Source organism: Streptomyces mutabilis, assembly GCF_046628145.1.
Taxonomy (GTDB): Bacteria; Actinomycetota; Actinomycetes; order Streptomycetales; family Streptomycetaceae; genus Streptomyces; species Streptomyces mutabilis.
In genome coordinates this window covers 2,844,965-2,869,800 of record NZ_CP176874.1, presented here as the reverse complement: position 1 = coordinate 2,869,800, position 24,836 = coordinate 2,844,965, and the positions used below count along the sequence as shown (strand labels likewise).

Genomic DNA, 24,836 nt, shown 5'->3' with positions numbered 1-24,836 from the left:
AGAGGATAAAAACGCCGAGACAGCCATGGCCGGTCACGAATTCTTCGAACCCGCGGACCGCAAGCGGCCCGTCGCCGAACCTACGGCGGCCGAGCCCCTGGCGGCCGAAGAGCCAAGCCAGTCGTGCGACCCAGCCTTCAAGCACGGTGTCGTCGTCGGCTTCGACGGCTCCACTTCCAGTGAGCGCGCCCTCGCGTACGCGATCGGCATGGCACGCCGGCTCGGCTCGGGCCTGGTCATCGTGCACGTCGCCAACCGGCTGCCGACCACCGTGTGGGCGGGCTGTGAGCCCCCCGTCTTCGTGGACGTGCCGGACCACCGCACCGAGGTGCTGGGCCTGGAGCTGGCGTGCGCGGACTACCTCGCCGAGGTCCCCTGGATCCTGGTCGAGCGCGGCGGCGACATCTGCCACGAACTCGAAGAGGTGGGCCGGGAGTACGAGGCGGACGCCATCGTCGTCGGCTCCAGCCACGGACTGGTGGGCCGGCTCTTCGGCTCCGTCGCCGGCCGGCTCGCCAAACGGGCGCAGCGGCCCGTGGTGGTCATCCCGTAGCAGGCGCCGCGGGGCGCCTGGGGCATACAGGGGTCACCGCACCACCGTGCATGCCGCAGGTCCGGGGACTGGGCGGCCCCGGTGACAGGACGGCCCCCCGCGTGCTGCCGGCAGCACGCGGGGGGCCGTCCTGTGGACTCGGTCCGTGCGGGTGCCTACTCCACCGTCACCGACTTGGCGAGGTTGCGGGGCTTGTCGATGTCCCGGCCGAGGGCCAGGGCCGTGTGGTAGGCGAGGAGCTGGAGGGGGATGCCCATGAGGATCGGGTCGAGTTCGTCCTCGTTCTTCGGGACGACGATCGTGTGGTCGGCCTTCTCCTGCTCCTGGTGGGCCACGGCGAGGATCTGGCCGCTGCGGGCCTTGATCTCCTCCATCGCCGCGCGGTTCTTCTCCAGCAGGTCGTCGTCCGGCACGATCGCGACCGTCGGCAGGGCGGGCTCGATCAGGGCGAGCGGGCCGTGCTTCAGCTCGGAGGCCGGGTAGGCCTCGGCGTGGATGTAGGAGACCTCCTTGAGCTTGAGGGAGGCCTCGCGGGCGACCGGGTAGCCACGGACGCGGCCGATGAAGAGCATCGAGCGGGCGTCGGCGTACTGCGCGGCCAGCTTCTTGACGTCCTCCTCCTGCTTCAGCATCTCCTCGATCTGCGCGGGCAGCTTGCGCAGACCCTCGATGATCCGCTTGCCGTCACGCACGGAGAGGTCGCGGGTGCGGCCCAGGTGCAGGGCGAGCAGCGCGAAGGCGACGCAGGTGTTGGTGAAGCACTTGGTCGAGACGACGCAGACCTCGGGCCCGGCGTGCACGTACATGCCGCCGTCGGCCTCGCGGGCGATCGCCGAGCCGACGACGTTGACGATGCCGAGGACGCGGGCGCCCTTGCGCTTGAGCTCCTGCACGGCGGCCAGCACGTCGTACGTCTCACCGGACTGGGAGACGGCGATGTACAGGGTGTCGGGGTCGACGACCGCGTTGCGGTAGCGGAACTCGGAGGCGGGCTCGGCGTCCGCGGGGATGCGGGCCAGCTCCTCGATCATCTGCGCGCCGATCTGGCCCGCGTGGTACGAGGTGCCGCAGCCGAGGATCTTGACGCGGCGCACGGCTCGCGCGTCGCGGGCGTCCAGGTTCAGGCCGCCGAGGTGCACGGTGGAGAAGCGGTCGTCGATCCGGCCGCGCAGCACGCGGTCCACGGCCTCGGCCTGCTCGTGGATCTCCTTGTGCATGTACGTGTCGTGGCCGCCCATGTCGTAGGAGGCGGCCTCCCACTCCACGGTGGTGGGCTCGGAGGTGGTGCGGGTGCCCTCGGTGGTGTACGTGCGGAAGTCGTCGGCCTTGAGGGTGGCCATCTCGCCGTCGTCGAGGGTGACTATCTGCCGGGTGTGGGTGACGAGCGCGGCGATGTCCGAGGCGACGAACATCTCCTTCTCGCCGATGCCGAGGACGACCGGCGAGCCGTTGCGGGCGACGACGATGCGCTCGGGGAAGTCGGCGTGCATCACGGCGATGCCGTACGTGCCCTCGATGACCCGCAGCGTCTCGCGGACCCTGTCCTCCAGCTTCTCGGCCCCGGAGCGGGCGATGAGGTGGACGAGGACCTCGGTGTCGGTCTCGGAGAGGAACTCGACACCGTCCGCCTCCAGCTTGCGGCGCAGGTCGGCGGCGTTGTCGATGATGCCGTTGTGGACGACGGCGACCTTGTTGTCGGCCGACATGTGCGGGTGGGCGTTCTCGTCGGAGGGGGCGCCGTGGGTGGCCCAGCGGGTGTGGGCGATGCCGGTGGTGCCCTTGAAGCGCGCCGGGACCTTGGCCTCCAGGTCGCGGACCCGGCCCTTGGCCTTGACCATCTTCAGGCCGGCCGCCTTCGGGGACGTGACGACGATGCCCGCCGAGTCGTAACCGCGGTACTCCAGGCGCTGGAGACCTTCCAGGAGCAGGGGCGCGACGTCACGCTTGCCGATGTATCCGACGATTCCGCACATGTATACGTAGACCTCGTGTCTCTCTTCGGCTTCCCAGCCGTGGACGATGGCTTCCCAGCCGTGGACGACGGCTTCTCAGCCGTAGACGATGCGGCGCAGCTGACGGAGCGACAGCTCCGGTGGAGCCACCGCGCGGTACTTCAGTTCCGCCTCGATCCGCTCGAAGATCGTCGCGTTCACCAGGCCCTGGGCCTGGAGCTCGCGGTGGCGGCGACGGACGAATTCCTCGGTCGTCTCGTCGAAGTAGGCGAGCACGTCCTGGATCACGCGCAGCGCCTCGCCCCGGCTGAGGGGGGTGGACCGCGTCAGATGATCAACGAGTTCGTCGTGCACCCGGTAGATCCTGGAGTACGGGACGCCCTTGCGCAAGAATCCTGCCCGATTTCGGGCAAGCTGCCGGGGGTGCGGGTCTACATCCGCTTCAGCACCGCCTGCTTCGCCAGGGTGAACTCCTCGTCGGTCAGCACCCCCGACCGGTGCAGTTCGCCCAGCTCGCGCAGCCGCCGCAGCAGCGCGTCGTGGTCGTCCTCGGTGGCGGGCGGCGGTGCGGACGCCCCCTCGGTCGGCCGGGCGTCCTCCACGGCGGCCGGGGCGGACGGGTGCGGGAGCCGGGCCTGCACGGCCGCCGCGACCAGGGCCATCAGCGGGTCCCGCTTGAAGCCCCACAGCTCCACCGCGTTCGGGTCGTACTTGGGCGGCACCTTGCTCGGCGCCGCCCGCACGGTGAAGCGGAGGTGGCCGTTCTCCAGGCCGACCGTCGGCTGCCACTCCACCGCGACGATGTCGGCCAGGGGCAGGGTGCGCGGGCCGGCGGCCGACTTGGCGTCCTCCGCCTGCCACTTCCACTCCAGGCGCACCCGCTCGCCGTCGAAGCTCGCGACCCCGTCCCCGGCGGAGACCGACAGCGGCACGGAGGGGCCCGGCAGCAGGTAGGAGTCGACCGGGCCGGAGGGGACCTGGTCGAGGAGGAGGGCGTTGCGCACCTCGTCCACGAAGTACTCGGCGACGCCGTACCGGTCGGACTCCACCGTCAGCTGGTACGGGTCGTGCGGCTCGGTCAGCCGGCCGCCGGTCGCGTGCAGCAGGGGGTCGGCGCCGTCCCGCAGCCGCAGCCGAAGCCGCCCCGACTTCTTGCCCTGCTCGAACGATATGCCCGCCAACGCCGTCAGGGGGACGAGCAGTTCACCCAGTTCCCTGCGGAGCAGGCTGACGTTCTTGTCCCGACCGGGAGTCAGCCGCAGGGTGTCGCCGTCGAAGACCCACGTTCCGTCTTTCTGGATGATTTCCGCCATGCGGGGATTGTTCCACCGACGCCCGACGGGCACCCCGGAGGACCGTCTCCGAGGTGCCCGTCCGTTTGCGGGGGCCTTCGCCTACCGGCCCGCGATGGGGTTCTTCAGGTTGCCGATGAGCTGGAGCGCGCCGGACGGGTCGGCGAGGTCCACCATCTGCTTGTTGTTGCGCAGCTGGAGCCGGTTGAGGCAGGACAGCGCGAACTCGGGCGCGAACATGTCGTACCGGTCGAACTTCTCGGCCAGCTCCGGCACCGACTCCTGGTACTCGCGGGTGACCTCCGCGACGGTGCGCCAGAAGTCGTCCTCCTCGACGACGCCCTCCTGCGCGAGGTTCGCGGCGAGGAAGCGGAAGAAGCAGTCGAAGACGTCCGTGAAGATCGACAGGAGCTTCTTGTCCTCCGGGACCTCCACGGCGATCCGCGAGACCTCCGGCGGCAGCACCGCGTCCGGGTCCATCACCGCGATCTCCTCGGCGATGTCCTTGTAGACCGCGCGCTGCACGACCCCGTCCCTGAGGACCAGGATCACGTTCTCGCCGTGCGGCATGTACACCAGGTCGTAGGCGTAGAAGCTGTGCAGCAGCGGGACGAAGTACGCCCGCAGGTAGTGCCGCAGCCACTCGGTGGGCGCGAGCCCCGACCGCTCGATCAGCGCGCCCGCGAAGGAGGCGCCCTCGTGGTCGACGTGGACCAGGGAGGCCATGGTGGCGAGGGTCTCGCCGTCCTGGAGGGACGGGACGGGGCTCTCCCGCCACAGCGCCGCCAGCATCTTGCGGTAGGGCGAGTAGCGGTCGGTGGCCTGCTCGTACTCCAGGTGCCGGTAGCCGACGGCCGCCCGCTCCCGGATGATCGTCAGGCCCGTCGACTTCAGCACCGGGTCGGACTCGATGAGCTGGGCGAGCCAGTCGTTGATGGCCGGGGTCGCCTCCATGTACGCCGCCGACAGGCCGCGCATGAAGCCCATGTTGAGGACGGACAGGGCCGTCTTCACGTAGTGCTTCTCGGGGTGCGAGGTGTTGAAGAAGGTGCGGATGGACTGCTGGGCCAGGTACTCGTCGTCGCCCTCGCCGAGGCAGACCAGGTGCCCGCGGGCGACCTCGGCGGCGAAGGTGACGGTGAGCTTGTTCCACCACTGCCAGGGGTGGACCGGGATGAAGAGGTAGTCGGCCGGGTCCAGGCCGCGCTCGCGCAGGACGCCGTGGAACCGGTCGACGGTCGCCGCGCCCAGCTCGTCGCGCACGAAGGACTCGTACTCGATCCCGACGCCGGCCGTGAACGCCGCCCGCGAGCGGTGCGCGGCCAGCCACACCAGCCGGACGGGGCTCGCGGTCTCCGGGGCGTACGACAGGTACTCGTGGATGCCGAAGCCGAGGCGCCCGTTGTTGGCGACGAAGCAGGGGTGGCCCTCGGTCATGCCGGTCTCGACGGCCTGGAAGCCGCTCCTCGCCAGCTCGGCCGAGGTGAGCTTCGGCTTGGTGAGCTTGTAGCAGGTACCGGAGAGGGTGGAGGAGATCTCCTCCAGGTAGACGGGCAGGATCTCGTCGCTCAGGCCCAGGGACTCCTTCAGCTCGATGAAGAAGTCCAGCGCGGCGAGCGGCAGCTCGGTGCCGTCGCGGTGGCGGGTGATCGAGGCGGCGTCGACCTGCCAGTGGTCCAGGGCGCGGACGGTGGCGGTGAAGCGGTACTCGGTCTTGCCGTCGTCGGAGCGGACGACGTACGCGTCACCGGTGGCCTGTTCCGGCGTGATCAGCCGCTCGTGGGTGAACTCGGCCAGGGCCTTGCGGATCAGGAGGCGGTTGGCCTGCTCCCAGTGCTCGGGGGTCAGGTGGGCGACGGCGTCGGCGAGGCTCATGCGGACACCGCCTTCTCGAACTGCTCGCGGGTGCAGAAGCTCAGCAACGCCTTCTTCTCCGGCTTCTGGATCTCGCGCTCGGGCACGAATCCGACGGCTGCGTTCAGGGCGTGGACGGCCTTGTTGTCGACGTCCGGCTCGACGACGACGCGGGCGGTCGCCGGGTCGGCGAACAGCTCGGTCATCACGGCGGTGATCACGGCGCGGGTGAAGCCGTGCAGGGGCCGGTCGGTGGGGGCGACCAGGAAGTGCATGCCGACGTCGCCCGGCTCGGGCTCGTACAGGCCGACCAGCTCGCGGTGGGCGGGGTCGTACTTCTCCATCAGGAAGGCGGGGACGCCGTCGTGCAGGCCGACGTAGGCGTGGTGGTGCTCGTCGGCGGCTATCTCCATGTAGGCCCGCTCGACGTCCACCAGTTTCGCGTCCTGCATCATCCAGAACGCCGACTTCGGGTGCGTGACCCAGCTGTGCAGCAGTACGGCGTCCTTCAGCGGGTCGAGGGGACGGAGGGTGAGCGCGCCGATGCCGGCGGCCGTGGTGGGGGTGGTCATGCGCTGAACTCCTGGAACGCGATCGACTTCTCGACCGGGTAGTACTCGGTGCCGAGCAGCTCTCGGATGATGTAGCTGTTGCGATAGGCACCCATGCCCAGATCGGGGCTGGTGATGCTGTGCGTGTGGACACCCGCGTTCTGGAGGAACACGCCGCCGCCGGTGACGTCGACGGCGTAGTTGCGGGCCACGTCGAAGTTGCCCCGGGAGTCGTAGCGCAGCCGGTCGCGGACGGGCTTGAGGAACTCCGGCTCGGTGTACTTGTAGCCGGTGGCCAGGATCAGGCCCTCGGTCTCGATCTCGAAGTCCGTGCCCTGCTCCTCCTGGCGGAAGCCGAGCGTGTACGTGCCGTCCGCGTACCGGGCGTCGGTCAGCGCCGAGTTGGTGAGCAGGCGGGTGGGGACCGGGCCGCCGAGCCTCTTCTGGTAGAGCAGGTCGAAGATCTCGTTGATCAGGTCGCCGTCGATGCCCTTGAACAGGCCCTTCTGCTCGGACGTGAGGCGGTAGCGGGTGTCCTCGGGGAGCGCGCGGTAGTAGTCCACGTACTCGGGGGAGGTCATCTCCAGCGTGAGCTTGGTGTATTCCAGGGGGAAGAAGCGGGGGGAGCGGGTCACCCAGTTCAGCCGGTAACCGTGGACGTCGATCTCGCCGAGCAGGTCGTAGTAGATCTCGGCGGCGGACTGGCCGCTGCCGACCAGCGTGATCGACTTCTTCTTCACCAGCTCCGCCCGGTGCTGCACGTAGCGGGAGTTGTGGATGAAGTCGCCGGCCAGGCCACGGCAGGCGTCGGGGATGTGCGGCGGGGTGCCGGTGCCGAGGACCAGGCGGCGGGCGCGGTAGGTGTCGCCGGAGGTGGTGGCGACGGCGTACAGCTCGTCCGTCTCGTCGTACGTCACCTCGGTGACCGTCGTGGAGAAGCGGACGCTGCTCAGCTTGTTCGCGGCCCAGCGGCAGTAGTCGTCGTACTCGACGCGCAGCGGGTAGAAGTTCTCCCGGATGTAGAACGAGTACAGCCGGCCCTTCTCCTTCAGGTAGTTGAGGAAGGAGTACGGGGAGGTCGGGTCGGCGAGGGTGACCAGGTCCGACATGAACGGGGTCTGGAGGTGGGCGCCGTCCAGGAACATCCCGGCGTGCCACTCGAAGTCCGGCTTGGACTCCAGGAAGACGCCGTTCAGCTCGGCGATGGGCTCGGTCAGGCAGGCCAGACCGAGGTTGAAGGGGCCGAGGCCGATCCCCACGAAGTCGTACGGGGCACTGGCTTCAGGAAGCGCGGTCAAGGGACTCTCCCAGGTACTGCTCGGCGTGGCCGGCGATCAGGTCGAGGACGGCGGCGATGTCGGCCGTGGTCGTCTCGGGGTTGAGCAGGGTGAACTTCAGGTAGTGGCGTCCGGCCACCTTGGTGCCCGCGACCACGGCGTCGCCGGAGGCGAACAGGGCCTTGCGGGCGTACAGGTTGGCGCGGTCGATCTCGGCGGGGTCGGTGACGGTCGCCGGTATGTAGCGGAAGACCAGCGTGGACAGCGACGGCTGGACCACGACGTCGAAGCGCGGGTCGGCGGCGAGCAGTTTCCAGCCCTCGGCGGCCAGGTCGCACACCTCGTCGAAGAGCTCGCCGATGCCGTCGGCGCCCATCACGCGCAGCGTCATCCACAGCTTGAGGGCGTCGAAGCGGCGGGTGGTCTGGAGGGACTTGTCCACCTGGTTGGGGATACGTTCCTGCACCATGCGGCGCGGGTTGAGGTACTCCGCGTGGTAGGTGGCGTGGCGCAGGGTGGCCGCGTCCCGGACCAGCACGGCCGACGAGCTCACCGGCTGGAAGAAGGACTTGTGGTAGTCCACGGTGACCGAGTCGGCCCGCTCGATGCCGTCGATGCGGTCCCGGTACTTGAGGGAGGCGAGCAGTCCGCAGCCGTAGGCCGCGTCCACGTGCATCCACACGCCGTACTGCTCGCACAGCCCGGCGATCTCCGGCAGCGGGTCGATGGAGCCGAAGTCGGTGGTGCCGCCGGTGGCGACGACGGCCATGGGGACCAGGCCGTCCTCGGCGCAGCGCTCCAGTTCGCGGGCGAGGGCGACGGTCTGCATCCGCTTGTCCTGGTCGACGGGGATCGACACGACGGCGTCCGGACCGAGGCCGAGCAGTTTCGCCGACTTCTTCACGCTGAAGTGGCTGACCTCGGAGGCGAAGACGCGCAGGTCGGCGAAGTTCTCGGTCTTCGCCTCCTCGCGGGCCAGCAGCAGCGCCTGGAGGTTGGACTGGGTGCCGCCGGAGGTGAAGACACCGTCGGCGGCCGGGCCGAGGCCGATGCGGGCGGTGGTCCAGTCGATCAGTTTCCGCTCGATGAGCGTGCCGCCGGCCGACTGGTCCCAGGTGTCCAGGGAGGAGTTGACCGCGGAGAGCACCGCCTCGCCGAGCACGGCCGGGATGACGACCGGGCAGTTGAGGTGGGCGAGGTAGCGGGGGTGGTGGAAGTAGATCGCGTCACGGAGGTAGACGTCCTCCAGCTCGTCGAGGACCGCGGCCGTGTCGTGCAGCGGCTTGTCGAGGTCGATCTCGTCGATGCGGGGGGAGAGGGCGTCGACCGTGACGCCGGTGAACGGACGGTCGGTGGTGGCGAGTTTGGCGGCCACCCGCTCGACTCCTTCGGTCACGGAGCGGCGGTACTGCTCCGCGGTGGTGTCGTTGAGCAGGTGCGAGCGCATGTGGGGGTCCTCCGGTGGGGACGGTCCGAGAGGGACGGGAGAGGGCGGAGCCCTGGCTTCGACTTAGGTTAGCCTAACCTAATTATGATCGATCAAACGCGTGCCGGTACGTGACTGCCGTCACTCAGGTCCCACCCGGGCGTCACGGACGGTGAGTCGGCGCGCTGCGGGGGCGCGGGGTGTCAGCCCTGTTCGCGGAGCTGCTCCTCCGTCAGGCCCTGGCGCCAGTAGCCGACGAAGGTGACGCGGCGACGGTCGATGCCGCGTTCGCCGACGAAGTGCCGGCGGAGCTGCTTGACGCAGCCGGATTCACCGGCGATCCAGACGTACGGGTGCTCCGCGGGGGGGCAGTTGGGCCGCGCGGAGGGTGGCGAGGGTCGCCTCGGGGCCGCCGGCCGCGTCCTTGACCAGCCAGGTGACCTCGGCGTCCGCCGCGGTCCGCAGGTCCTGCACGTCGTCGGCGTGCGGCACCTCCAGCCAGACCCGGGCACGGGTGCCGGGCGGCAGGGACTCGACGACGGCGCAGGCGGCCGGTACGGCGGTCTCGTCGCCCCAGATCACCATCAGGTCGGTGTCCTCGGGCGGCCGGAAGCGGATCGCCCGGTTGTCCGCGACCGCCGGGCCGAGCAGGACGACCCGGTCACCGGGGGCGGCGCCGGCGGCCCAGCGGGCGGCGGGACCCGCCTGGACCGGCGACTCCGGTTCGACGCCGTGCAGGACGAAGTCGATGTCGATCTCGGCGGTGTCCCCGTCGGCGTCCCGGCGCAGCGCCCGGAGCGTGTACGAGCGCATCACCGCCCGCACGTCGTCCGGCAGTTCGCGCCACCCCTGCCACCATCCGTCGCCCAGCTCGATGGGCACGGCGGGTTCCGACTGTCCCGGGTGCGGCAGGAACAGCGACAGGGACTGGTCCCGTCCGTCGGAGTGGAAGGCGCACAGGTCCGGGCCCGCGAAGGTGACCCGGGCCAGAGACGGGCCGAGCCGCCTCGTCCGTACGACCTGGAGGGAGAAGAAGCGGAACGGGGCGGCCACGGCCGTCGTCATGAAGGGCTCCGGGGGAGAAGGGAAGGTCAGCCGACCTTCTTGGCGTTCTCGATCGCCTCGGCCAGGTTGTCGAGGAGCGGCGTGCACTTGTCGTAGGACAGGATCGGCTCGGGGGAACGGGCGATGACCTGGCCGGCCTTGACCGCGGGGAGCTGCTTCCAGGTGCCCTCGGTGATGTCCGCGGGCTGGATGGTGGAGGCGCGGTCGTCCATGATGATGACGTCGGCCGGGTACTTGTCGACGTTCTCCCAGCTCAGGGACTCGAACCAGCCTCCGGTCGCCTTCTTGGCCTCCTCCGAGGGCTCGACGAAGTTCACGCCGAGGGCCTTGAAGTACTCCAGGTCGACCGAGAGGTTGGTGCCGGAGACGTAGAACAGCTCGGCGCTCGCCGAACCGGCCAGGACCCTGATCTCGGGCTTGGCCTTCGCGGCGGCGCGCAGCCGGGCCGCGGCCTTCTCGAAGGCGGCCTTGGCGTCGGTGACCTTCTTCGCCTTCATGTCTGCGCCGAGGGACTCGGCCAGCTCCCACATGCGCTGGAGCGGCTGGGTGAGCTGGCGGTCGAAGACGGAGATCGCGACGCTGGGCGCCAGCTTGGCGATCTTGTCCTTGGACTCCTCGGGGACGGACCACAGGGTGCCCGCGGTGTCGAACGTCGTGGTGACGAGCAGTTCGGGGGCGAGGGCGGCGTACTTCTCGACGTTGAGCTTGCCCCACTCGTTGCCGAGGACGGTGACCTTGTCGACGTCGAGGTCGCCGGCCTGGACGTCGGGCTTGCCGTCCTTGGTGGTGGTCGGGCCGAAGACGCCCTTGACCTGGACGCCGTAGTCCCAGAGGGCGGCGGCGACGCCGGTGAAGGCGACGAGGTTCGCCGGGACCTTGTCCAGTTCCACGGTCTTGCCGCGGTCGTCCTTGAAGGACCAGGGGCCGGACTTGGCGGCGGCCGTCCCGTCGTTCGAGCCACCGCTTTTCGCGTCGTCGTCACCGCAGGCCGTGAGCGCGGCACCGAGACCGAGGGCGCCGCCCGCGGCGAGGATTCCGCGGCGGGTGAGGTGGGTAGCTCTGGCGTTGGGCATGGTGTGGCTGCTTTCGAACGGTGCGGAGCATCCGCGGGACAAGTTCAAGGTAGGTTAGCCTAACCTCAGATCTTGTCCATAGGGCGGGGCCGTGACCTGCCCCGCCCGGACTGCCGGTGCCTCAGCTGACCAGGCCCAACTCCCGTGCGATCAGCATCCGCTGGACCTCGCTGGTGCCCTCGCCGATCTCCAGGATCTTCGCGTCCCGCCACATACGGGCCACCGGGTACTCGTTCATGAAGCCGTAGCCGCCGTGGATCTGCGTCGCCTCCCGGGCGTTGTCCACCGCCACCGTCGACGAGTACAGCTTCGCCAGCGCCGCCTCCTTCTTGAACGGCTCGCCCGCCACCAGCCGGGAGGCCGCGTCGCGCCAGGCGAGCCGGGAGGTGTGGGCCTTCCTCTCCATATCGGCGATCTTGAACTGGATGGCCTGGTTGGCGCCGATGGGCCTGCCGAAGGCGTGCCGCTCCTTCGCGTACTTCACCGACTCGTCCACGCAGCCCTGCGCCAGGCCCGTGCCCAGCGCGGCGATGGCGATCCGGCCCTCGTCGAGGATGCGCAGGAACTGCGCGTAGCCGCGGCCCTCCTCACCCAGCAGGTTCGCCGCCGGGACCCGGACGTCGGCGAAGGACAGCTCACGGGTGTCCGACGCGTTCCAGCCGACCTTCGAGTACGGGGCGGCCACCGTGAAGCCCGGGGTGCCGGACGGCACGATGATCGACGAGATCAGCGGACGGCCGTCCGGCTTGCGGCCGGTGACCGCCGTGACCGTCACCAGGCCGGTGATGTCGGTGCCCGAGTTGGTGATGAAGCACTTGGTGCCGTTGATGACCCACTCGTTCGTCGCCTCGTCGAGGCGGGCCGTGGTCCGCGTCGCGCCCGCGTCCGAGCCGCCGTCCGGCTCGGTCAGGCCGAAGGCGCCCAGGATCTCGCCGGAGCACAGCCGGGGCAGCCACTCGCGCTTCTGCTCCTCGGTGCCGAACAGGTGGACCGGCATCGCGCCCAGCGAGACGCCCGCCTCCAGCGTGATCGCCACCGACGAGTCGACGCGGGCCAGCTCCTCCAGGGCGATGCCGAGCGCCAGGTAGTCGCCGCCCATGCCGCCGTACTCCTCCGGGAAGGGCAGGCCGAACAGGCCCATGCGGCCCATCTCCCGGACGATCTCGTACGGGAACTCGTGCCGCTCGTAGAAGTCGCCGATCTTGGGTGCCACGACGTCGTGGGCGAACTCCTCCACCGTGCGGCGGAGTTCCTCGAGTTCGGGGGAGAGCTTGTGGTCCATGGCTGTCACTTCTCCTGGTCGGAGTCGTCGCCCGGGCCCGCGAGGGCCCGGACGGTGCGGGACGGGCTGGGTCGGCCCAGGTGGGCGGCCATCCAGACGCTGGTGGCGACGAGAGAGCCGAGGTCGACCCCGGTGTCGATGCCGAGGCCGCGCAGCATCCACACGAGGTCTTCGGTGGCGAGGTTTCCGGTGGCGGACTTCGCGTAGGGGCAGCCGCCCAGTCCGCCCGCGGAGGCGTCGACGGTGCTCACGCCGTGCCGCAGGGCCGCGTAGGTGTTGGACAGGGCCTGGCCGTACGTGTCGTGGAAGTGCACGCCGAGCGCGTCCACGGGAACGCCGGCGTCGAAGAGGGAGGTGAGCAGGGCGCTCACGTGGCCCGGGGTCGCCACCCCGATCGTGTCGCCGAGGCTCAGCTCGTCGCAGCCCATGTCCAGCAGGGCACGGCAGACCTTCACCACCTGCTCGACGGGGACCGCGCCCTCCCACGGGTCGCCGAAGCACATCGAGAGGTAGCCCCGGACGTGGACGTCGGCGCCCTTGGCCCGCGCCACCACCGGTTCGAACATGGCCAGCGCCTCGTCCACCGTCCGGTTCAGGTTGGCCTTGGCGAAGGACTCCGTGGCACTGGCGAAGACCGCGACGCGGCGGGCGCCCAGCGCGAGGGCGCGGTCGAGGCCGCGTTCGTTCGGCACCAGCACGGGCAGCTCGACCGGCAGGTCCGCGACCGCCGGGAACAGCTGCTCCGCGTCCGCCAGTTGCGGCACCCACTTGGGGTGCACGAAGCTCGTCGCCTCGATGGTGGTCAGGCCCGTACCGGCCAGGCGGCGGACGAACTCCGCCTTCACCTCCACCGGCACGGTCGCCTTCTCGTTCTGCAGGCCGTCGCGCGCGCCCACCTCGTGGATGCGGACGCGGGCGGGCAGTCCCTCGGCCGGTACGGCCATGGGCAGGCCCAACTCGGGGGCGTTCACGCCGTCTCCTGTTCGCCGTCGTCGGTGGGTGCGATGACCGCGAGCACCTGGTCCATGGCGACGGTCGTGCCCGGCGCCACGTCCAGCTCGGCGACCGTGCCCGCGTGCGGGGCGGAGATGACGTGCTCCATCTTCATCGCCTCCACCACCAGCAGGCTCTGCCCGGCGCTCACCTCGTCGCCGACGGCCACCTTCACCACCGTCACCGTGCCCGGCATGGGCGCGGTCAGCGAGTCGGCGCCCGCGTGGGCGGCACCGGTGAGGGAGGCGGCGACCGGGTCGTGGTCGCGCACGTGCCAGGCGTCGCCGTCGCGGCCCAGCCAGTCGGCGGCCCGGTGGAAGGTGTGCCGGACGCCGTCCACCGTCACCGACACGCGGTCCTCGGTGACGGTGTGCGTGCCGCGCGGGGTGTGCTCCACCGGGTCGGTGACCCGCAGGTGGAAGGAGACCGGCTTCGGCTCGCCGCCCATGCGCCAGCCGCTCGGCACCGAGAACGGGTCCGTCCAGCCGTCCCCGCGCGGACGCAGCGAGTCCAGCCGTACGGCCGCCGCCGCCTCGTACACCTCCTCCGGCACGTCGGTGGAGACCAGGGAATCGACCTCGCGCTCCACCAGTCCCGTGTCCAGCTCGCCCGCCACCACCGCCGGGTGCGCGAGCAGCCGGCGCAGGAACCCGGCGTTGGTCTGCACGCCCAGCGTCACCGTCCGGGCGAGGGCCGCCCGGAGCTTGCGCAGGGCGGTGGCGCGGTCGGGGCCGTACGCGATGACCTTGGACAGCATCGGGTCGTAGAGGCTGCCGACCTCGGTGCCCTCGCTGAGCCCGGAGTCGGTGCGGACACCGTCGCCCTCCGGCTCGTGCAGGCGCAGCACCGTGCCGCCGGAGGGGAGGAAGCCGCGCGCCGGGTCCTCCGCGCACAGCCGGGCCTCGATCGCGTGCCCGGTCAGCCGCACGTCCTCCTGCGCGAAGCCGAGCCGCTCGCCCGCCGCCACCCGCAGCTGCCACTCCACCAGATCCAGGCCCGTGACCAGCTCGGTCACCGGGTGCTCCACCTGGAGGCGGGTGTTCATCTCCATGAAGTAGTACTGCGAGGGGTCCTCGCCCGGCACGATGAACTCCACCGTGCCCGCGCCCCGGTAGCCGCAGGAGCGGGCCGCCTGCACCGCCGCCTCGCCCATCGCGGCGCGGGTCGCCTCGTCGAGCAGGACGCTGGGCGCCTCCTCGATGACCTTCTGGTGGCGCCGCTGGAGCGAGCACTCGCGCTCGCCCAGGTGCACCACGTTCCCGTGGCCGTCGGCCAGGACCTGGATCTCGATGTGCCGGGGCCGGTCGATCCACCGCTCCACCAGCAGCGTGTCGTCGCCGAAGGAGGCGCGGGCCTCGCGGCGGGCGGCGGCGATCTCGTCGGCGAGCACGGCCGCGTCCCGCACCAGCCGCATGCCCTTGCCGCCACCGCCGGCCGACGGCTTCAGCAGCACCGGCGTCCCGATCTCACGGGCGGCCTCCGCGAGCTGCGCGTCCGTCAGGCCGCTGCCGCTGGAGCCCGGCACCACCGGCACCCCGGCCGCCTTCACCGTCTCCTTGGCCCGGATCTTGTCGCCCATCAGGGCGATGGCGTCGGCGGGCGGCCCGATGAAGACCAGCCCCGCCTCCTCGCAGGCCCGCGCGAAACCGGCGTTCTCCGCGAGGAAGCCGTACCCCGGGTGGACGGCCTGCGCCCCGGTGCGGGCGGCGGCCTCCAGCAGCCGCTCGACCGACAGATAGCTCTCCGCCGCCGGCGCCGGGCCGATCCGTACCGCCTCGTCGGCCTCCCGTACGTGCCGCGCGTCCGCGTCGGCGTCGGAGAAGACCGCCACCGAGCGCACGCCCATCGAGCGCAGCGTCCGGACGACCCGCACCGCGATCTCACCGCGGTTGGCCACCAGCACCGTGTCGAACATCAAGCTCCCCATCGCGCTCCCCATCGAAGTCCCCTCCTCACATCCGGAAGACGCCGAACTGGGGCTCGCCCAGCGGCGCGTTGGCACACGCGGTCAGGGCCAGGCCCAGCACCTGCCGGGTGTCGGCGGGCTCGATCACCCCGTCGTCCCACAGGCGGGCGGTCGCGTAGTAGGCGTTCCCCTGGTGCTCGTACTGGGCGCGGATCGGCGCCTTGAAGGACTCCTCCTCCTCGGCCGGCCACTGTTCGCCCCGGGCCTCCAGCTGGTCCCGCTTGACCGTGGCCAGCACGGACGCGGCCTGCTCGCCGCCCATCACCGAGATCTTGGCGTTGGGCCACATCCACAGGAAGCGCGGCGAGTACGCCCGCCCGCACATCGAGTAGTTCCCCGCGCCGTACGACCCGCCGACCACCACCGTCAGCTTCGGCACCCGCGTGCACGCCACCGCCGTCACCATCTTGGCGCCGTGCTTGGCGATGCCCCCGGCCTCGTAGTCCTTGCCGACCATGAACCCGGAGATGTTCTGGAGGAACACCAGCGGGATGCCGCGCTGGTCGCACAGCTCGATGAAGTGGGCGCCCTTCTGGGCCGACTCGGCGAACAGGATGCCGTTGTTGGCGACGATCCCCACCGGGTGGCCGTGGATGCGGGCGAAGCCGGTGACCAGCGTCTGCCCGTACTCGGACTTGAACTCGGCGAACCGCGAGCCGTCCACCACCCGGGCGATGATCTCGCGGACGTCGTAGGGGGTACGGGAGTCGACCGGGACCACGCCGGACATCTGCTGCGGGTCGACCTTCGGCTCCACGGCGGGCTCCACGCCCCACGGCAGCGCGCCGCGCCCGGGCAGCGTGGAGACGATCTGCCGCGCGATCCGCAGCGCGTGCGCGTCGTCCTCCGCCAGGTGGTCGGTCACGCCGGACACCCGCGAGTGCACCTCGCCGCCGCCCAGCTCCTCCGCCGTGACCACCTCGCCGGTGGCCGCCTTCACCAGCGGCGGGCCGCCCAGGAAGATCGTGCCCTGATTGCGCACGATCACCGCCTCGTCGCTCATCGCCGGGACGTACGCGCCGCCCGCCGTGCAGGAGCCGAGGACGGCCGCGATCTGCGGGATGCCGGCGCCGGACATCCGGGCCTGGTTGTAGAAGATCCGCCCGAAGTGCTCGCGGTCGGGGAAGACCTCGTCCTGCATCGGCAGGAAGGCGCCCCCGGAGTCCACCAGGTACAGGCACGGCAGCCGGTTCTCCAGCGCCACCTCCTGCGCCCGCAGGTGCTTCTTCACCGTCATCGGGTAGTACGTGCCGCCCTTGACGGTCGCGTCGTTGGCGACGATCACGCACTCCCGGCCGCTGACCCTGCCGATCCCGGCGATCACGCCGGCGGCCGGGGCCTGGCCGTCGTAGAGCCCGTCGGCCGCGAGCGGCGCCAGCTCCAGGAACGGCGAGCCCGGATCGAGCAGCGTGTCCACGCGGTCGCGCGGCAGCAGCTTGCCGCGGGCGGTGTGCCGGGCCCGGGCCCGCTCCCCGCCGCCGAGCCTGGCCGCCGCCAGCTTGGCGCGCAGCTCCTCCACGAGGACGCGGTGCGCCTCCTCGTTGGCCCGAAAGGCCTCGGAGGCGGGATCCGCCGCCGTCGTCAGCTCCGGTGCCTCGTGCATCCTGCGGTCCCCTCACCCGATGGGTCGATCGGTCGATCGGTTAATGAGCGTTAACGCATTTCCTTCAGGTTAACGACCGCTAACCGCCCTGTCTAGAATTGATCCCATGGCCACGAGAACCGACGCCCCCACCCGCCGCGAGCAGATCCTCAAGGAGGCCGCCCGGCTCTTCGCCGAGCGCGGGTTCCACGGTGTCGGCGTCGACGAGATAGGGGCCGCGGTCGGCATCAGCGGCCCCGGCCTCTACCGGCACTTCGCCGGCAAGGACGCGATGCTCGCCGAGCTGCTGGTCGGGATCAGCGACTCGCTGCTGACCGGGGCGAAGCGGCGGCTGGCGGAGGCCGACGGGGTGACCGGCTCCGACACGGGTCCCGAGGCGGTCCTCGACTCGCTCATCGAGGGTCACATCGACTTCGCGCTCGACGACCGCCCGCTCATCACCCTGCACGACCGCGAGCTGGATCGCCTCCGGGACGCCGACCGCAAGCTGGTCCGCCAGCTCCAGCGGCAGTACGTCGAGCTGTGGGTCGGAGTGCTGCGCGAGGTCTACCCGGCGGTCCCGGAACCGAGCGCCCGTTCGGCCGTCCACTCGGTCTTCGGCCTCCTGAACTCCACCCCGCACCTGGGCCGCCCCGGCTCCCTGCCGGGCCGCGCGGTGACGGCGGCGCTGCTGCACCGGATGGCGCGGGGGGCGTTCGCGGCGGTGGGGGAGGGCTGACGCCCGAAGAGGCGGGGGAGTGACGAGGGTTACCCGCGTCCCGGTCTGGACGCCTCTCCCTACCCGCCGGTACGGTGAAGTCTGAGCAAGCGCTTAGATACGTACCCTGGAGGTGGCGCGGTGCGCCGTACGGTGTTCAACGAGGACCACGAGGCGTTCCGGGAGACCCTCCGCGCCTTCATCGAGGCCGAGGTCGTCCCCGTCTACGACGAGTGGTTCGCCGCGGGCCAGGCGCCGCGCGACTTCTACTACAAGCTCGGCGAGCTGGGCATCTTCGGCATCAACGTGCCCGAGGAGTTCGGCGGCGCCGGCCTGGACAGCCACAAGTTCGAGGCCGTCCTCTACGAGGAGACCGCGCGCGCGGGCGTCCAGTTCGGCGGCTCCGGCGTGCACGTGCTGCTCGCCCTGCCCTACATCAAGATGCTGGCCACCGACGAGCAGAAGAAGCGCTACCTGCCGAAGTTCGTCACCGGCGAGGAGATGTGGGCCATCGCGATGACCGAGCCGGGCACCGGCTCCGACCTCGCGGGCATGAAGACCACCGCCAAGCTGAGCGAGGACGGCACCCACTACGTCCTCAACGGCGCCAAGACCTTCATCACCGGCGGCGTCCACGCCGACAAGGTGATCGTCTGCGCCCGCACCTCCGCCCCGCGCGAGGACGACCGCCGCTTCGGCATATCCCTGTTCGCCGTGGACACCAAGTCCGAGGGCTACTCCGTCGGCCGCAAGCTGGACAAGCTGGGCCTGCGCACCTCCGACACCGCCGAGCTGGCCTTCGTCGACGTCAAGGTCCCCGTCGAGGACCTCCTCGGCGAGGAGAACAAGGGCTTCTCCTACCTCGGCCACAACCTGGCCTCCGAGCGCTGGGGCATCGCCTACGGCGCCTACGCGCAGGCCAAGGCCGCCGTCCGGTTCGCCACGCAGTACGTGCGGGAGCGCACCGTCTTCGGCAAGCCGGTCGCCCACTTCCAGAACACCAAGTTCGAGCTGGCCGCCTGCCAGGCCGAGGTGGACGCCGCCGAGGCCGTCGCCGACCGCGCCACCGAGGCCCTGGACGCCGGCGAACTCACCCCCGCCGAGGCCGCCAGCGCCAAGCTGTTCTGCACCGAGGTCGCCCACCGCGTCATCGACCGCTGCCTCCAGCTCCACGGCGGCTACGGCTACATGAACGAGTACCCGATCGCCCGCCTGTACGCCGACAACCGCGTCAACCGCATCTACGGCGGCACCAGCGAGATCATGAAGACGATCATCGCGAAGAACATGGGCCTGTAAACCACAGGACATGAGCGAAGCACTCCAGTCCCTCCTCGACCTGCTCGACCTCGAGCGGATCGAGGAGGACATCTACCGCGGCCACTCCCGCTCCGCCGTCGTCCCCCGGGTCTTCGGCGGGCAGGTGGCCGCCCAGGCGCTGGTCGCCGCCGGACGCACGGTCCCCGCCGACCGGCACGCGCACTCCCTGCACGCGTACTTCCTGCGCCCCGGCGACCCCGGCGCCCCCATCGTCTACAACGTCGACCGCCTGCGCGACGGCCGCTCCTTCACCACCCGCCGCGTCGTCGCCGTCCAGCACGGCAAGCCGATCTTCGGCCTGTCGGCGTCCTTCCAGACGTACGAGGACGGCCTGGACCACCAGGCCCCGATGCCGCCCGCCCCGGACCCGGCGACCCTCCCCACCGGCGAGGAGCGGCTGCGGAGCTACCCGCACCTGCCCGCCGACACCGTGGAGCGGTTCCTGGAGGCGCGGGCCGCCGTCGACCTGCGCTACGTCGACGACCCGCCTTTCGGCGACTACGGCACGCCCCGCGAACCCCACTCCCAGGTGTGGTTCCGCACCCACGGCAAACTCACCGACGACCCCCTCCTGCACGTCGTCCTCGCCACCTACGTCTCCGACATGACCCTCCTCGACTCGGTGCTGCTCGCGCACGGCCGGGGCGGCTGGGCCGTCGGCGACGTCGTCGGGGCCTCGCTGGACCACGCGATGTGGTTCCACCGGCCCTTCCGCGCCGACGAGTGGCTGCTGTACGACCAGCAGTCGCCGTCCGCTTCCGGCGGCCGGGGCCTCGGCCAGGCGCGCATCTACACGCAGGACGGGCGGCTCGCCATCTCGGTCATCCAGGAAGGCGTGGTGCGCGTCCCTCGGGAACACTGAGGGGCATGGCGGAACCTCAGCGGCACGAGACCGGTGGCGGCGAGAGCACCTTCACGGTGCTGGTCGCCGCCTTCGCCAACCTCGGCATCGCCGTCGCCAAGGCGGTGGCCGGCGTGATCAGCGGCTCCAGCGCGATGCTCTCGGAGGCCGCGCACTCGGTCGCCGACACCGTCACCGAGGTCCTGCTGCTGACCTCGCTCAAACGCAGCGAGCGCCCCGCCGACGAGGACCACCCCCTCGGCCACGGCCCCGAACGCTACATCTGGGCCCTGCTCGCCGCCGTCGCCACCTTCGTGGGCGGCGCGGTCTTCTCCCTCTACGACGGCGTCCACACCCTCACCCACGGCGAGGAAGTGGGCGACCCGCTGATCGCCTACCTCGTCCTCGCCGTCGCCTTCCTCCTGGAGGGCTACTCGCTGCGCACCGGCCTCAAGCAGGCGCACGGCGAGGCCCGCCGCCACAGGGTGCCCTTCGGCCGCTTCCTGCGCCGCACCCCCGACACCGCCGTCAAGGCCGTCGTCATGGAGGACTCCGCCGCCCTGGCCGGCCTGCTGCTGGCCGCGGGCGGGCTCCTCGGCGGCCAGCTCACCGGCTCCGGCGTCTGGGACGGCGTCGCGTCCCTGTGCATCGGCGCCCTGCTGCTGTACGTCGCCTGGGTGCTGGGCCGCTCCAACGCCGAGTTCCTCATCGGCCGGCCGCTGCCCCGCACCGTGCGCGAGCGCGTCCGCGCGGAACTGGTCGCCGTTGAGCACATCGAGGCCGTACTGGAGCTGACCACCCTCGTGCAGGGACCGCGGGAGGCGCTGGTCGCCGCCAAGGTCGACTTCCGGGACGTGGCGACGGCGGCGCAGATCGAGTGGGCGTGCGAGCGGGCCGAGCAGCGGCTGCGCGAGGAGTTCCCGATGATCCGCCGGGTCTACCTGGACCCGACGCCCGGGTTCGCGCAGCGCCGCTCGGAAGGACTCAACCCCTGGCCGTGACGGCCGACGGGGCGAAGGAGCACGGGGGCTACTTCAGCCCCGCCTCCGTCAGCAGGTACGCCGTCATCGGGTCGTAGTAGCGCGGGCTGACCACGTGGTCGTCCAGCGGCACCGCTACCTGGAGGGTGCCCTCGGACTCGGCGAGGAAGAGCGCCGGGTCGTTGCAGTCGGCGTAGCCGACGGAGTCGACGCCGTGCTGGCCTGCGTAACCGGCCCAGCCGTGGTCGGCGACCACCAGGTCGGGCAACGGGCGGCCCTCCCGCTCCAGGCCGGTCAGGATCGCCTTCATCGGCTCACCGGAATGGGTGTGCCACAGCGAGGCGCCGTGCTCCAGCACCGCCACGTCCGCGAACTGCTGGACGTACCCCTCCTCCGTCGTCAGGCCCTCCGGGATCACGACGATCTCGCAGCCGGCCGCCCGCAGCGCGTCGGCCGTGGCACGGTGCACGTCGAGCAGACCGCCCGGGTGACCGGTCGCGAACAGCACCCGCTGCCCGCCGTCCGCCGCCTTGCGCAGCCGGCCGGCCATCCGCTCCAGCGCGGCCACGGTCAGCTCGGGGTCGATGGTGTCCTGACCGTGCCGGTACTCCGGGTCGTCGTTGACGCCGACCCGCTCCGCCATCACCGCGAGCACGTCCTGCTCGTCGCTCCAGCGGTCGCCCAGCTCCAGACCGAGCCAGAAGCCCCGGTCGCCGTTCGCCAGTTTGCGGTAGTGGGAGAGGTTGTTCTCGCGGGGCGTGGCGACATCGCCCGCGATACGGGTTCTGACGAGGTGTTCGGCGAGTTCGGCGCGGCTGGGTGTCCCGGGTATCGGCATGGCTCCATTGTGTAGCAGCCGCCCGTGGGCGTCTTCGGCATGCCACACGCTGGGACGCGGGTCACCCTCACAGGTGCCGCAGCGCGAACCACAGTTCCATCCGTACGTCCGGGTCGTCGAGGTCGGCGCCCAGCAGGGCCGCGCAGCGGGCGATGCGCTGGCGGACGGTGTTGCGGTGCACGGACAGGGCGACGGCGGTGCGGTCCCAGCTGCCGTGCAGCGAGAGCCAGGCCCGCAGCGTCTCGGCGAGCGCCGGAACGTCGGCGACCGGCGCGAGCAGCGCCCGCGCGTGCGCCTCGGCCTCGCCGGCCGGCACGAGGTCGGCGAACGCCGGCCGGTCGGCATGCCGGACCAGCGGGGCCCGGGTGGCCCTGGCCCGGGCCAGCGCCCGCGCCGCCTGCGCGTCGGCGGTCGGCCACTCGGCGGGGGCGACGGGCGCGCTGACGCCGAGGGTCCAGCCGGGCTGGGCGGCGGGGCCGGAGCCCGCGCCCCCCTCCGTCCGTGGCGCGGCCGGGACCAGGACACGTACGACGTCGTCGGCCGCGTCGACCAGCGGGGAGCCGAGGGCCGCGCCCAGGGCCGAGGCGGACACCGCGTCGGGGGTGCCGGTGTTCGGGCGGGCGTGGACGACGTACCAGCGGGTGACGGCGGCGTCCCCCTCCCCGCCGCCGAGCAGCGGGGCGACCTCCTCGCGCCGGGCGCCCAGCAGCAACCGCACGAGCGCCGAGGAGCGGGCCGCGCCCGTGCCGCTCTGGTGCTCGCCGGTGAGGAGGGAGAGCAGCACGGCCGCGACCGAGGCGATGGTGTGGTCCCCGGGCTCCCGGTGCGGGGCCGCCACCCCCAGGACGAAGCCCCGCCCGGCGCCGAGCGCGTACGCCGCGAGACGGGTGCCGCCGACGGTGTCCGTGGCGGTGCTGGAGGCGTGCCCGGAGACGAACCGGGCCAGCTGCGCGAGCGCCCCCCGCACCTGGGCCCCGGGCTCCCGTCCCGCCGCCGCGATCTCCGTGCCCTCCGGCCCGTACAGCACCGCCCGCCCCTCGAGCCGGCCGGCCAGCCGGCGCAGCACCGACGGCACCGGGTCCGGACGGGAGGCCGCCGCGGCCAGCCCCTGCTGGGCCTCCGAGATCCGGCGCAGTTCGGCCAGCCTTGCCTGCGCCATCAGCTGCCACACCGCACGGGCCACGCCCGAGAACGTCGTCCGCGGCGGCACCTCCACCAACGGCAGCCCGTACGCCTCGCACGCCGCGACCAGCGCCTCGGGCACCGTGTCGTGCACGGGCGCCACCCCGAAGCCGAGGGCGGCCCCGCCCGCCGCCACGACCCGCGACACGTAGCCGTCGAAGTAGGTCCCCGAATCCGCCGCCGCGTCCGGAATGTGCACGCCCGCCGTCAGCAGCAGGTCGCCGCCCAACAGGTACGGATAGGGGTCGGACATCTCCGAGGTGTGCGCCCCGTGGATCGTCACCTCCGTGGCCGCGGGCCCGGCGATCTGGCACAGCCCCAGGTCGTCCCGGGACAGCAGGGCCGCCAGGGAGACCGGGGGAGTGGGCGGCACGGGCGGGACGGCCGTTTCCTGCATGATGGACGATTCCTCCACTCAGCCGGCCCCCGCTGGATGAAACGTACACTTCGCAGCCGCTTTTCAGCCACCTAATGTCAACCCGGACCGGAATCCACACCGGCAGCCGCGGGTACGGGCGGATGTCCCCGCGCATCGCCACCGGACACACACCCATCGCACGACACGCCACCGAGAGTGCGCGAAGGAGGGCCCCACATGGCCGTCGACTACATCGTGATCGTCGTCTATCTCGCCGGCATGCTGGCCATGGGCTGGTGGGGCATGCGCCGCGCCAAGTCCAAGAGCGAGTTCCTCGTGGCGGGACGCCGCCTCGGCCCCGGCATGTACTCCGGCACCATGGCGGCCATCGTCCTCGGCGGCGCCTCCACCATCGGCGGCGTCGGCCTCGGCTACCAGTACGGGCTCTCCGGCGCCTGGATGGTCGTCACCATCGGTCTCGGCATCCTCGCCCTGTCCGTCTTCTTCTCCGCGCGCATCGCCCGCCTGAAGGTCTACACCGTCTCCGAGATGCTCGACCTGCGCTACGGCGGCCGGGCGGGCATCATCTCCGGGGTCGTCATGTGGGCGTACACCCTGATGCTGGCCGTGACCTCGACCATCGCCTACGCCACGATCTTCGACGTCCTCTTCGACGTGAACCGCACCCTCGCCATCGTCCTCGGCGGCTCCATCGTCGTCGCCTACTCCACGCTCGGCGGCATGTGGTCCATCACCCTCACCGACATGGTGCAGTTCGTGGTGAAGACCATCGGCGTGCTGCTCCTGCTGCTGCCCATCGCGGTCGTCAAGGCCGGCGGCTTCGGCGAGATGAAGGACCAGCTGCCCACCTCGTACTTCGACCCGTTGGGCATCGGAGGCGAGACCATCTTCACCTACGTGCTGATCTACACCTTCGGCATGCTCATCGGGCAGGACATCTGGCAGCGCGTCTTCACCGCGGGCAGCGACCGCACCGCCAAGTGGGGCGGCACCGTCGCCGGCACCTACTGCCTCGTCTACGCCGTCGCCGGCGCGATCATCGGCACCGCGGCCAAGGTGCTCTACCCGAAGCTCGCCAGCCCCGACGACGCCTTCGCCACCATCGTCAAGGACGAACTGCCCATCGGCGTACGCGGACTGGTACTGGCCGCCGCCCTGGCCGCCGTGATGTCCACCTCCTCCGGCGCCCTCATCGCCTGCGCCACCGTCGCCAACAACGACATCTGGTCCCGGCTGCGCGGCGCGGTCCGGGGCCCGGAGGGCGAGGGCGAGCACGACGAGGTCAAGGGCAACCGCGCCTTCATCCTCGCCATGGGCGTCGCCGTCATCCTCATCTCCATCGCCCTCAACGACGTCGTCGAGGCCCTCACCGTCGCCTACAACCTCCTCGTCGGCGGCCTCCTCGTCCCCATCCTCGGCGGACTGCTGTGGAAGCGCGGCACCGCACAGGGCGCCCTCGCCGCGGTCGCCGTCGGCGGTCTCGCCGTCGTCGGCCTGATGGCGGGCTACGGCATCCTCGCCAACGAGCCCGTCTACTACGGCCTCCTGGCGTCCCTGGCCGCCTACGTCGCCGTCTCCCTGGCGACCCGCCCCACCGACGAGGCGACCCTCACCGCCTGGCGCGAACGCCTCGCCGGCCGGGCCCCCGAACCCACGTCCGAACCGGCGGTCCCGGCTCACCAGTAGAGTCGGACAGCAGTAGTACATACGCG

At 71.3% G+C, this 24,836-nt stretch carries 20 protein-coding genes and 1 pseudogene; 6 read left to right on the top strand and 15 right to left on the bottom strand.

Going from position 1 to position 24,836, the window contains the following annotated elements; translation table 11 throughout:
- The first annotated feature begins 25 nt into the window (after nt 1–25).
- The gene (locus ACLIN4_RS12710) at nt 26–553 is read left to right on the top strand and encodes a universal stress protein (RefSeq protein WP_411575791.1); all 528 of its coding nucleotides are present in this window, start codon (nt 26–28) and stop codon (nt 551–553) included.
- A 155-nt stretch (nt 554–708) separates the two neighbouring features.
- Here ACLIN4_RS12710 and glmS read toward each other — a convergent pair whose 3' ends face one another.
- The 13 genes and pseudogenes from glmS to ACLIN4_RS12645 all read right to left on the bottom strand — a co-directional run bounded on the left by glmS (nt 709) and on the right by ACLIN4_RS12645 (nt 16,887).
- Nucleotides 709–2,526: a glutamine--fructose-6-phosphate transaminase (isomerizing) gene (gene glmS / locus ACLIN4_RS12705; RefSeq protein ID WP_107478800.1), complete on the bottom strand. Its 1,818-nt coding sequence runs from the start codon at nt 2,524–2,526 to the stop codon at nt 709–711.
- A 75-nt stretch (nt 2,527–2,601) separates the two neighbouring features.
- Nucleotides 2,602–2,859, bottom strand: a complete 258-nt coding sequence (locus tag ACLIN4_RS12700; RefSeq protein WP_107478803.1) for a hypothetical protein — start codon at nt 2,857–2,859, stop codon at nt 2,602–2,604.
- A gap of 77 nt (nt 2,860–2,936) precedes the next feature.
- Nucleotides 2,937–3,818: a DUF4429 domain-containing protein gene (locus ACLIN4_RS12695; RefSeq protein ID WP_307652780.1), complete on the bottom strand. Its 882-nt coding sequence runs from the start codon at nt 3,816–3,818 to the stop codon at nt 2,937–2,939.
- Nucleotides 3,819–3,899: 81 nt separating this feature from the next.
- Nucleotides 3,900–5,672, bottom strand: a complete 1,773-nt coding sequence (locus tag ACLIN4_RS12690; protein WP_411575790.1) for an IucA/IucC family protein — start codon at nt 5,670–5,672, stop codon at nt 3,900–3,902.
- Nucleotides 5,669–6,223: a GNAT family N-acetyltransferase gene (locus tag ACLIN4_RS12685; protein WP_107478797.1), complete on the bottom strand. Its 555-nt coding sequence runs from the start codon at nt 6,221–6,223 to the stop codon at nt 5,669–5,671. Before ACLIN4_RS12685 ends, ACLIN4_RS12690 begins: the two co-directional genes overlap by 4 nt.
- On the bottom strand, nt 6,220–7,500 hold the full coding sequence (locus tag ACLIN4_RS12680) for a lysine N(6)-hydroxylase/L-ornithine N(5)-oxygenase family protein (protein WP_179342574.1): 1,281 nt from the start codon (nt 7,498–7,500) through the stop codon (nt 6,220–6,222). Before ACLIN4_RS12680 ends, ACLIN4_RS12685 begins: the two co-directional genes overlap by 4 nt.
- Complete coding sequence (desA, locus tag ACLIN4_RS12675; protein ID WP_307652782.1) at nt 7,484–8,926, bottom strand: lysine decarboxylase DesA; 1,443 nt, start codon at nt 8,924–8,926, stop codon at nt 7,484–7,486. Before desA ends, ACLIN4_RS12680 begins: the two co-directional genes overlap by 17 nt.
- A 182-nt stretch (nt 8,927–9,108) precedes the next feature.
- Nucleotides 9,109–9,970, bottom strand: a pseudogene (locus ACLIN4_RS12670) (siderophore-interacting protein).
- Between the two features lie 26 nt (nt 9,971–9,996).
- Nucleotides 9,997–11,043 (bottom strand): ABC transporter substrate-binding protein, encoded by a 1,047-nt coding sequence (locus ACLIN4_RS12665; protein ID WP_100047075.1) that lies wholly within the window; start codon nt 11,041–11,043, stop codon nt 9,997–9,999.
- A gap of 121 nt (nt 11,044–11,164) precedes the next feature.
- Nucleotides 11,165–12,325: an acyl-CoA dehydrogenase family protein gene (locus ACLIN4_RS12660; RefSeq protein ID WP_411575789.1), complete on the bottom strand. Its 1,161-nt coding sequence runs from the start codon at nt 12,323–12,325 to the stop codon at nt 11,165–11,167.
- A 5-nt stretch (nt 12,326–12,330) separates the two neighbouring features.
- The gene (locus ACLIN4_RS12655; protein ID WP_289903119.1) at nt 12,331–13,296 is read right to left on the bottom strand and encodes a hydroxymethylglutaryl-CoA lyase; all 966 of its coding nucleotides are present in this window, start codon (nt 13,294–13,296) and stop codon (nt 12,331–12,333) included.
- The gene (locus tag ACLIN4_RS12650) at nt 13,293–15,233 is read right to left on the bottom strand and encodes an acetyl-CoA carboxylase biotin carboxylase subunit (protein WP_289903997.1); all 1,941 of its coding nucleotides are present in this window, start codon (nt 15,231–15,233) and stop codon (nt 13,293–13,295) included. Before ACLIN4_RS12650 ends, ACLIN4_RS12655 begins: the two co-directional genes overlap by 4 nt.
- Nucleotides 15,234–15,270: 37 nt before the next feature.
- Nucleotides 15,271–16,887, bottom strand: a complete 1,617-nt coding sequence (locus tag ACLIN4_RS12645) for a carboxyl transferase domain-containing protein (RefSeq protein ID WP_411575788.1) — start codon at nt 16,885–16,887, stop codon at nt 15,271–15,273.
- Between the two features lie 106 nt (nt 16,888–16,993).
- Between ACLIN4_RS12645 and ACLIN4_RS12640 the strand changes: the two genes are divergently transcribed.
- The 4 genes from ACLIN4_RS12640 (at nt 16,994) to ACLIN4_RS12625 (ending at nt 20,746) form a co-directional block, all read left to right on the top strand.
- The gene (locus ACLIN4_RS12640; protein WP_100047070.1) at nt 16,994–17,605 is read left to right on the top strand and encodes a TetR/AcrR family transcriptional regulator; all 612 of its coding nucleotides are present in this window, start codon (nt 16,994–16,996) and stop codon (nt 17,603–17,605) included.
- A 120-nt stretch (nt 17,606–17,725) separates the two neighbouring features.
- Complete coding sequence (locus ACLIN4_RS12635) at nt 17,726–18,883, top strand: acyl-CoA dehydrogenase family protein (RefSeq protein ID WP_107478793.1); 1,158 nt, start codon at nt 17,726–17,728, stop codon at nt 18,881–18,883.
- Nucleotides 18,884–18,893: 10 nt separating this feature from the next.
- A complete protein-coding gene (locus ACLIN4_RS12630; RefSeq protein WP_107478792.1) occupies nt 18,894–19,766 on the top strand; it encodes an acyl-CoA thioesterase in 873 nt (290 codons plus the stop codon).
- A 5-nt stretch (nt 19,767–19,771) separates the two neighbouring features.
- Nucleotides 19,772–20,746 carry a cation diffusion facilitator family transporter gene (locus tag ACLIN4_RS12625; RefSeq protein WP_411575787.1) on the top strand — a complete coding sequence of 325 codons (975 nt, stop codon included), beginning with the start codon at nt 19,772–19,774 and terminating at the stop codon, nt 20,744–20,746.
- 28 nt (nt 20,747–20,774) lie between these two features.
- Here the strand turns inward: ACLIN4_RS12625 and ACLIN4_RS12620 are convergent, their stop codons facing one another.
- Nucleotides 20,775–21,563 (bottom strand): phosphatase, encoded by a 789-nt coding sequence (locus ACLIN4_RS12620; protein ID WP_100047067.1) that lies wholly within the window; start codon nt 21,561–21,563, stop codon nt 20,775–20,777.
- A gap of 67 nt (nt 21,564–21,630) precedes the next feature.
- Entirely contained in the window at nt 21,631–23,142 is a 1,512-nt protein-coding gene (locus ACLIN4_RS12615) for a PucR family transcriptional regulator (protein WP_411575786.1), read from the bottom strand.
- A gap of 198 nt (nt 23,143–23,340) precedes the next feature.
- On the opposite strand from ACLIN4_RS12615, the gene ACLIN4_RS12610 reads away from it, so the two are divergent.
- Nucleotides 23,341–24,810 carry a sodium:solute symporter gene (locus ACLIN4_RS12610; protein ID WP_107479380.1) on the top strand — a complete coding sequence of 490 codons (1,470 nt, stop codon included), beginning with the start codon at nt 23,341–23,343 and terminating at the stop codon, nt 24,808–24,810.
- The last annotated feature ends 26 nt before the right edge of the window (nt 24,811–24,836 follow it).

Bases quoted from the DNA above. Each gene is read 5' to 3' on its own strand.
- ACLIN4_RS12615 (WP_411575786.1), bottom strand. From the start codon at position 23,142: ATGCAGGAAACGGCCGTCCCGCCCGTGCCGCCCACTCCCCCGGTCTCC.
- ACLIN4_RS12620 (WP_100047067.1), bottom strand. From the start codon at position 21,563: ATGCCGATACCCGGGACACCCAGCCGCGCCGAACTCGCCGAACACCTC.
- ACLIN4_RS12610 (WP_107479380.1), top strand. From the start codon at position 23,341: ATGGCCGTCGACTACATCGTGATCGTCGTCTATCTCGCCGGCATGCTG.
- ACLIN4_RS12660 (WP_411575789.1), bottom strand. From the start codon at position 12,325: ATGGACCACAAGCTCTCCCCCGAACTCGAGGAACTCCGCCGCACGGTG.
- ACLIN4_RS12710 (WP_411575791.1), top strand. From the start codon at position 26: ATGGCCGGTCACGAATTCTTCGAACCCGCGGACCGCAAGCGGCCCGTC.
- ACLIN4_RS12630 (WP_107478792.1), top strand. From the start codon at position 18,894: ATGAGCGAAGCACTCCAGTCCCTCCTCGACCTGCTCGACCTCGAGCGG.
- ACLIN4_RS12685 (WP_107478797.1), bottom strand. From the start codon at position 6,223: ATGACCACCCCCACCACGGCCGCCGGCATCGGCGCGCTCACCCTCCGT.
- desA (WP_307652782.1), bottom strand. From the start codon at position 8,926: ATGCGCTCGCACCTGCTCAACGACACCACCGCGGAGCAGTACCGCCGC.
- ACLIN4_RS12625 (WP_411575787.1), top strand. From the start codon at position 19,772: ATGGCGGAACCTCAGCGGCACGAGACCGGTGGCGGCGAGAGCACCTTC.
- ACLIN4_RS12640 (WP_100047070.1), top strand. From the start codon at position 16,994: ATGGCCACGAGAACCGACGCCCCCACCCGCCGCGAGCAGATCCTCAAG.
- ACLIN4_RS12645 (WP_411575788.1), bottom strand. From the start codon at position 16,887: ATGCACGAGGCACCGGAGCTGACGACGGCGGCGGATCCCGCCTCCGAG.
- glmS (WP_107478800.1), bottom strand. From the start codon at position 2,526: ATGTGCGGAATCGTCGGATACATCGGCAAGCGTGACGTCGCGCCCCTG.
- ACLIN4_RS12690 (WP_411575790.1), bottom strand. From the start codon at position 5,672: ATGAGCCTCGCCGACGCCGTCGCCCACCTGACCCCCGAGCACTGGGAG.
- ACLIN4_RS12695 (WP_307652780.1), bottom strand. From the start codon at position 3,818: ATGGCGGAAATCATCCAGAAAGACGGAACGTGGGTCTTCGACGGCGAC.
- ACLIN4_RS12650 (WP_289903997.1), bottom strand. From the start codon at position 15,233: ATGTTCGACACGGTGCTGGTGGCCAACCGCGGTGAGATCGCGGTGCGG.
- ACLIN4_RS12665 (WP_100047075.1), bottom strand. From the start codon at position 11,043: ATGCCCAACGCCAGAGCTACCCACCTCACCCGCCGCGGAATCCTCGCC.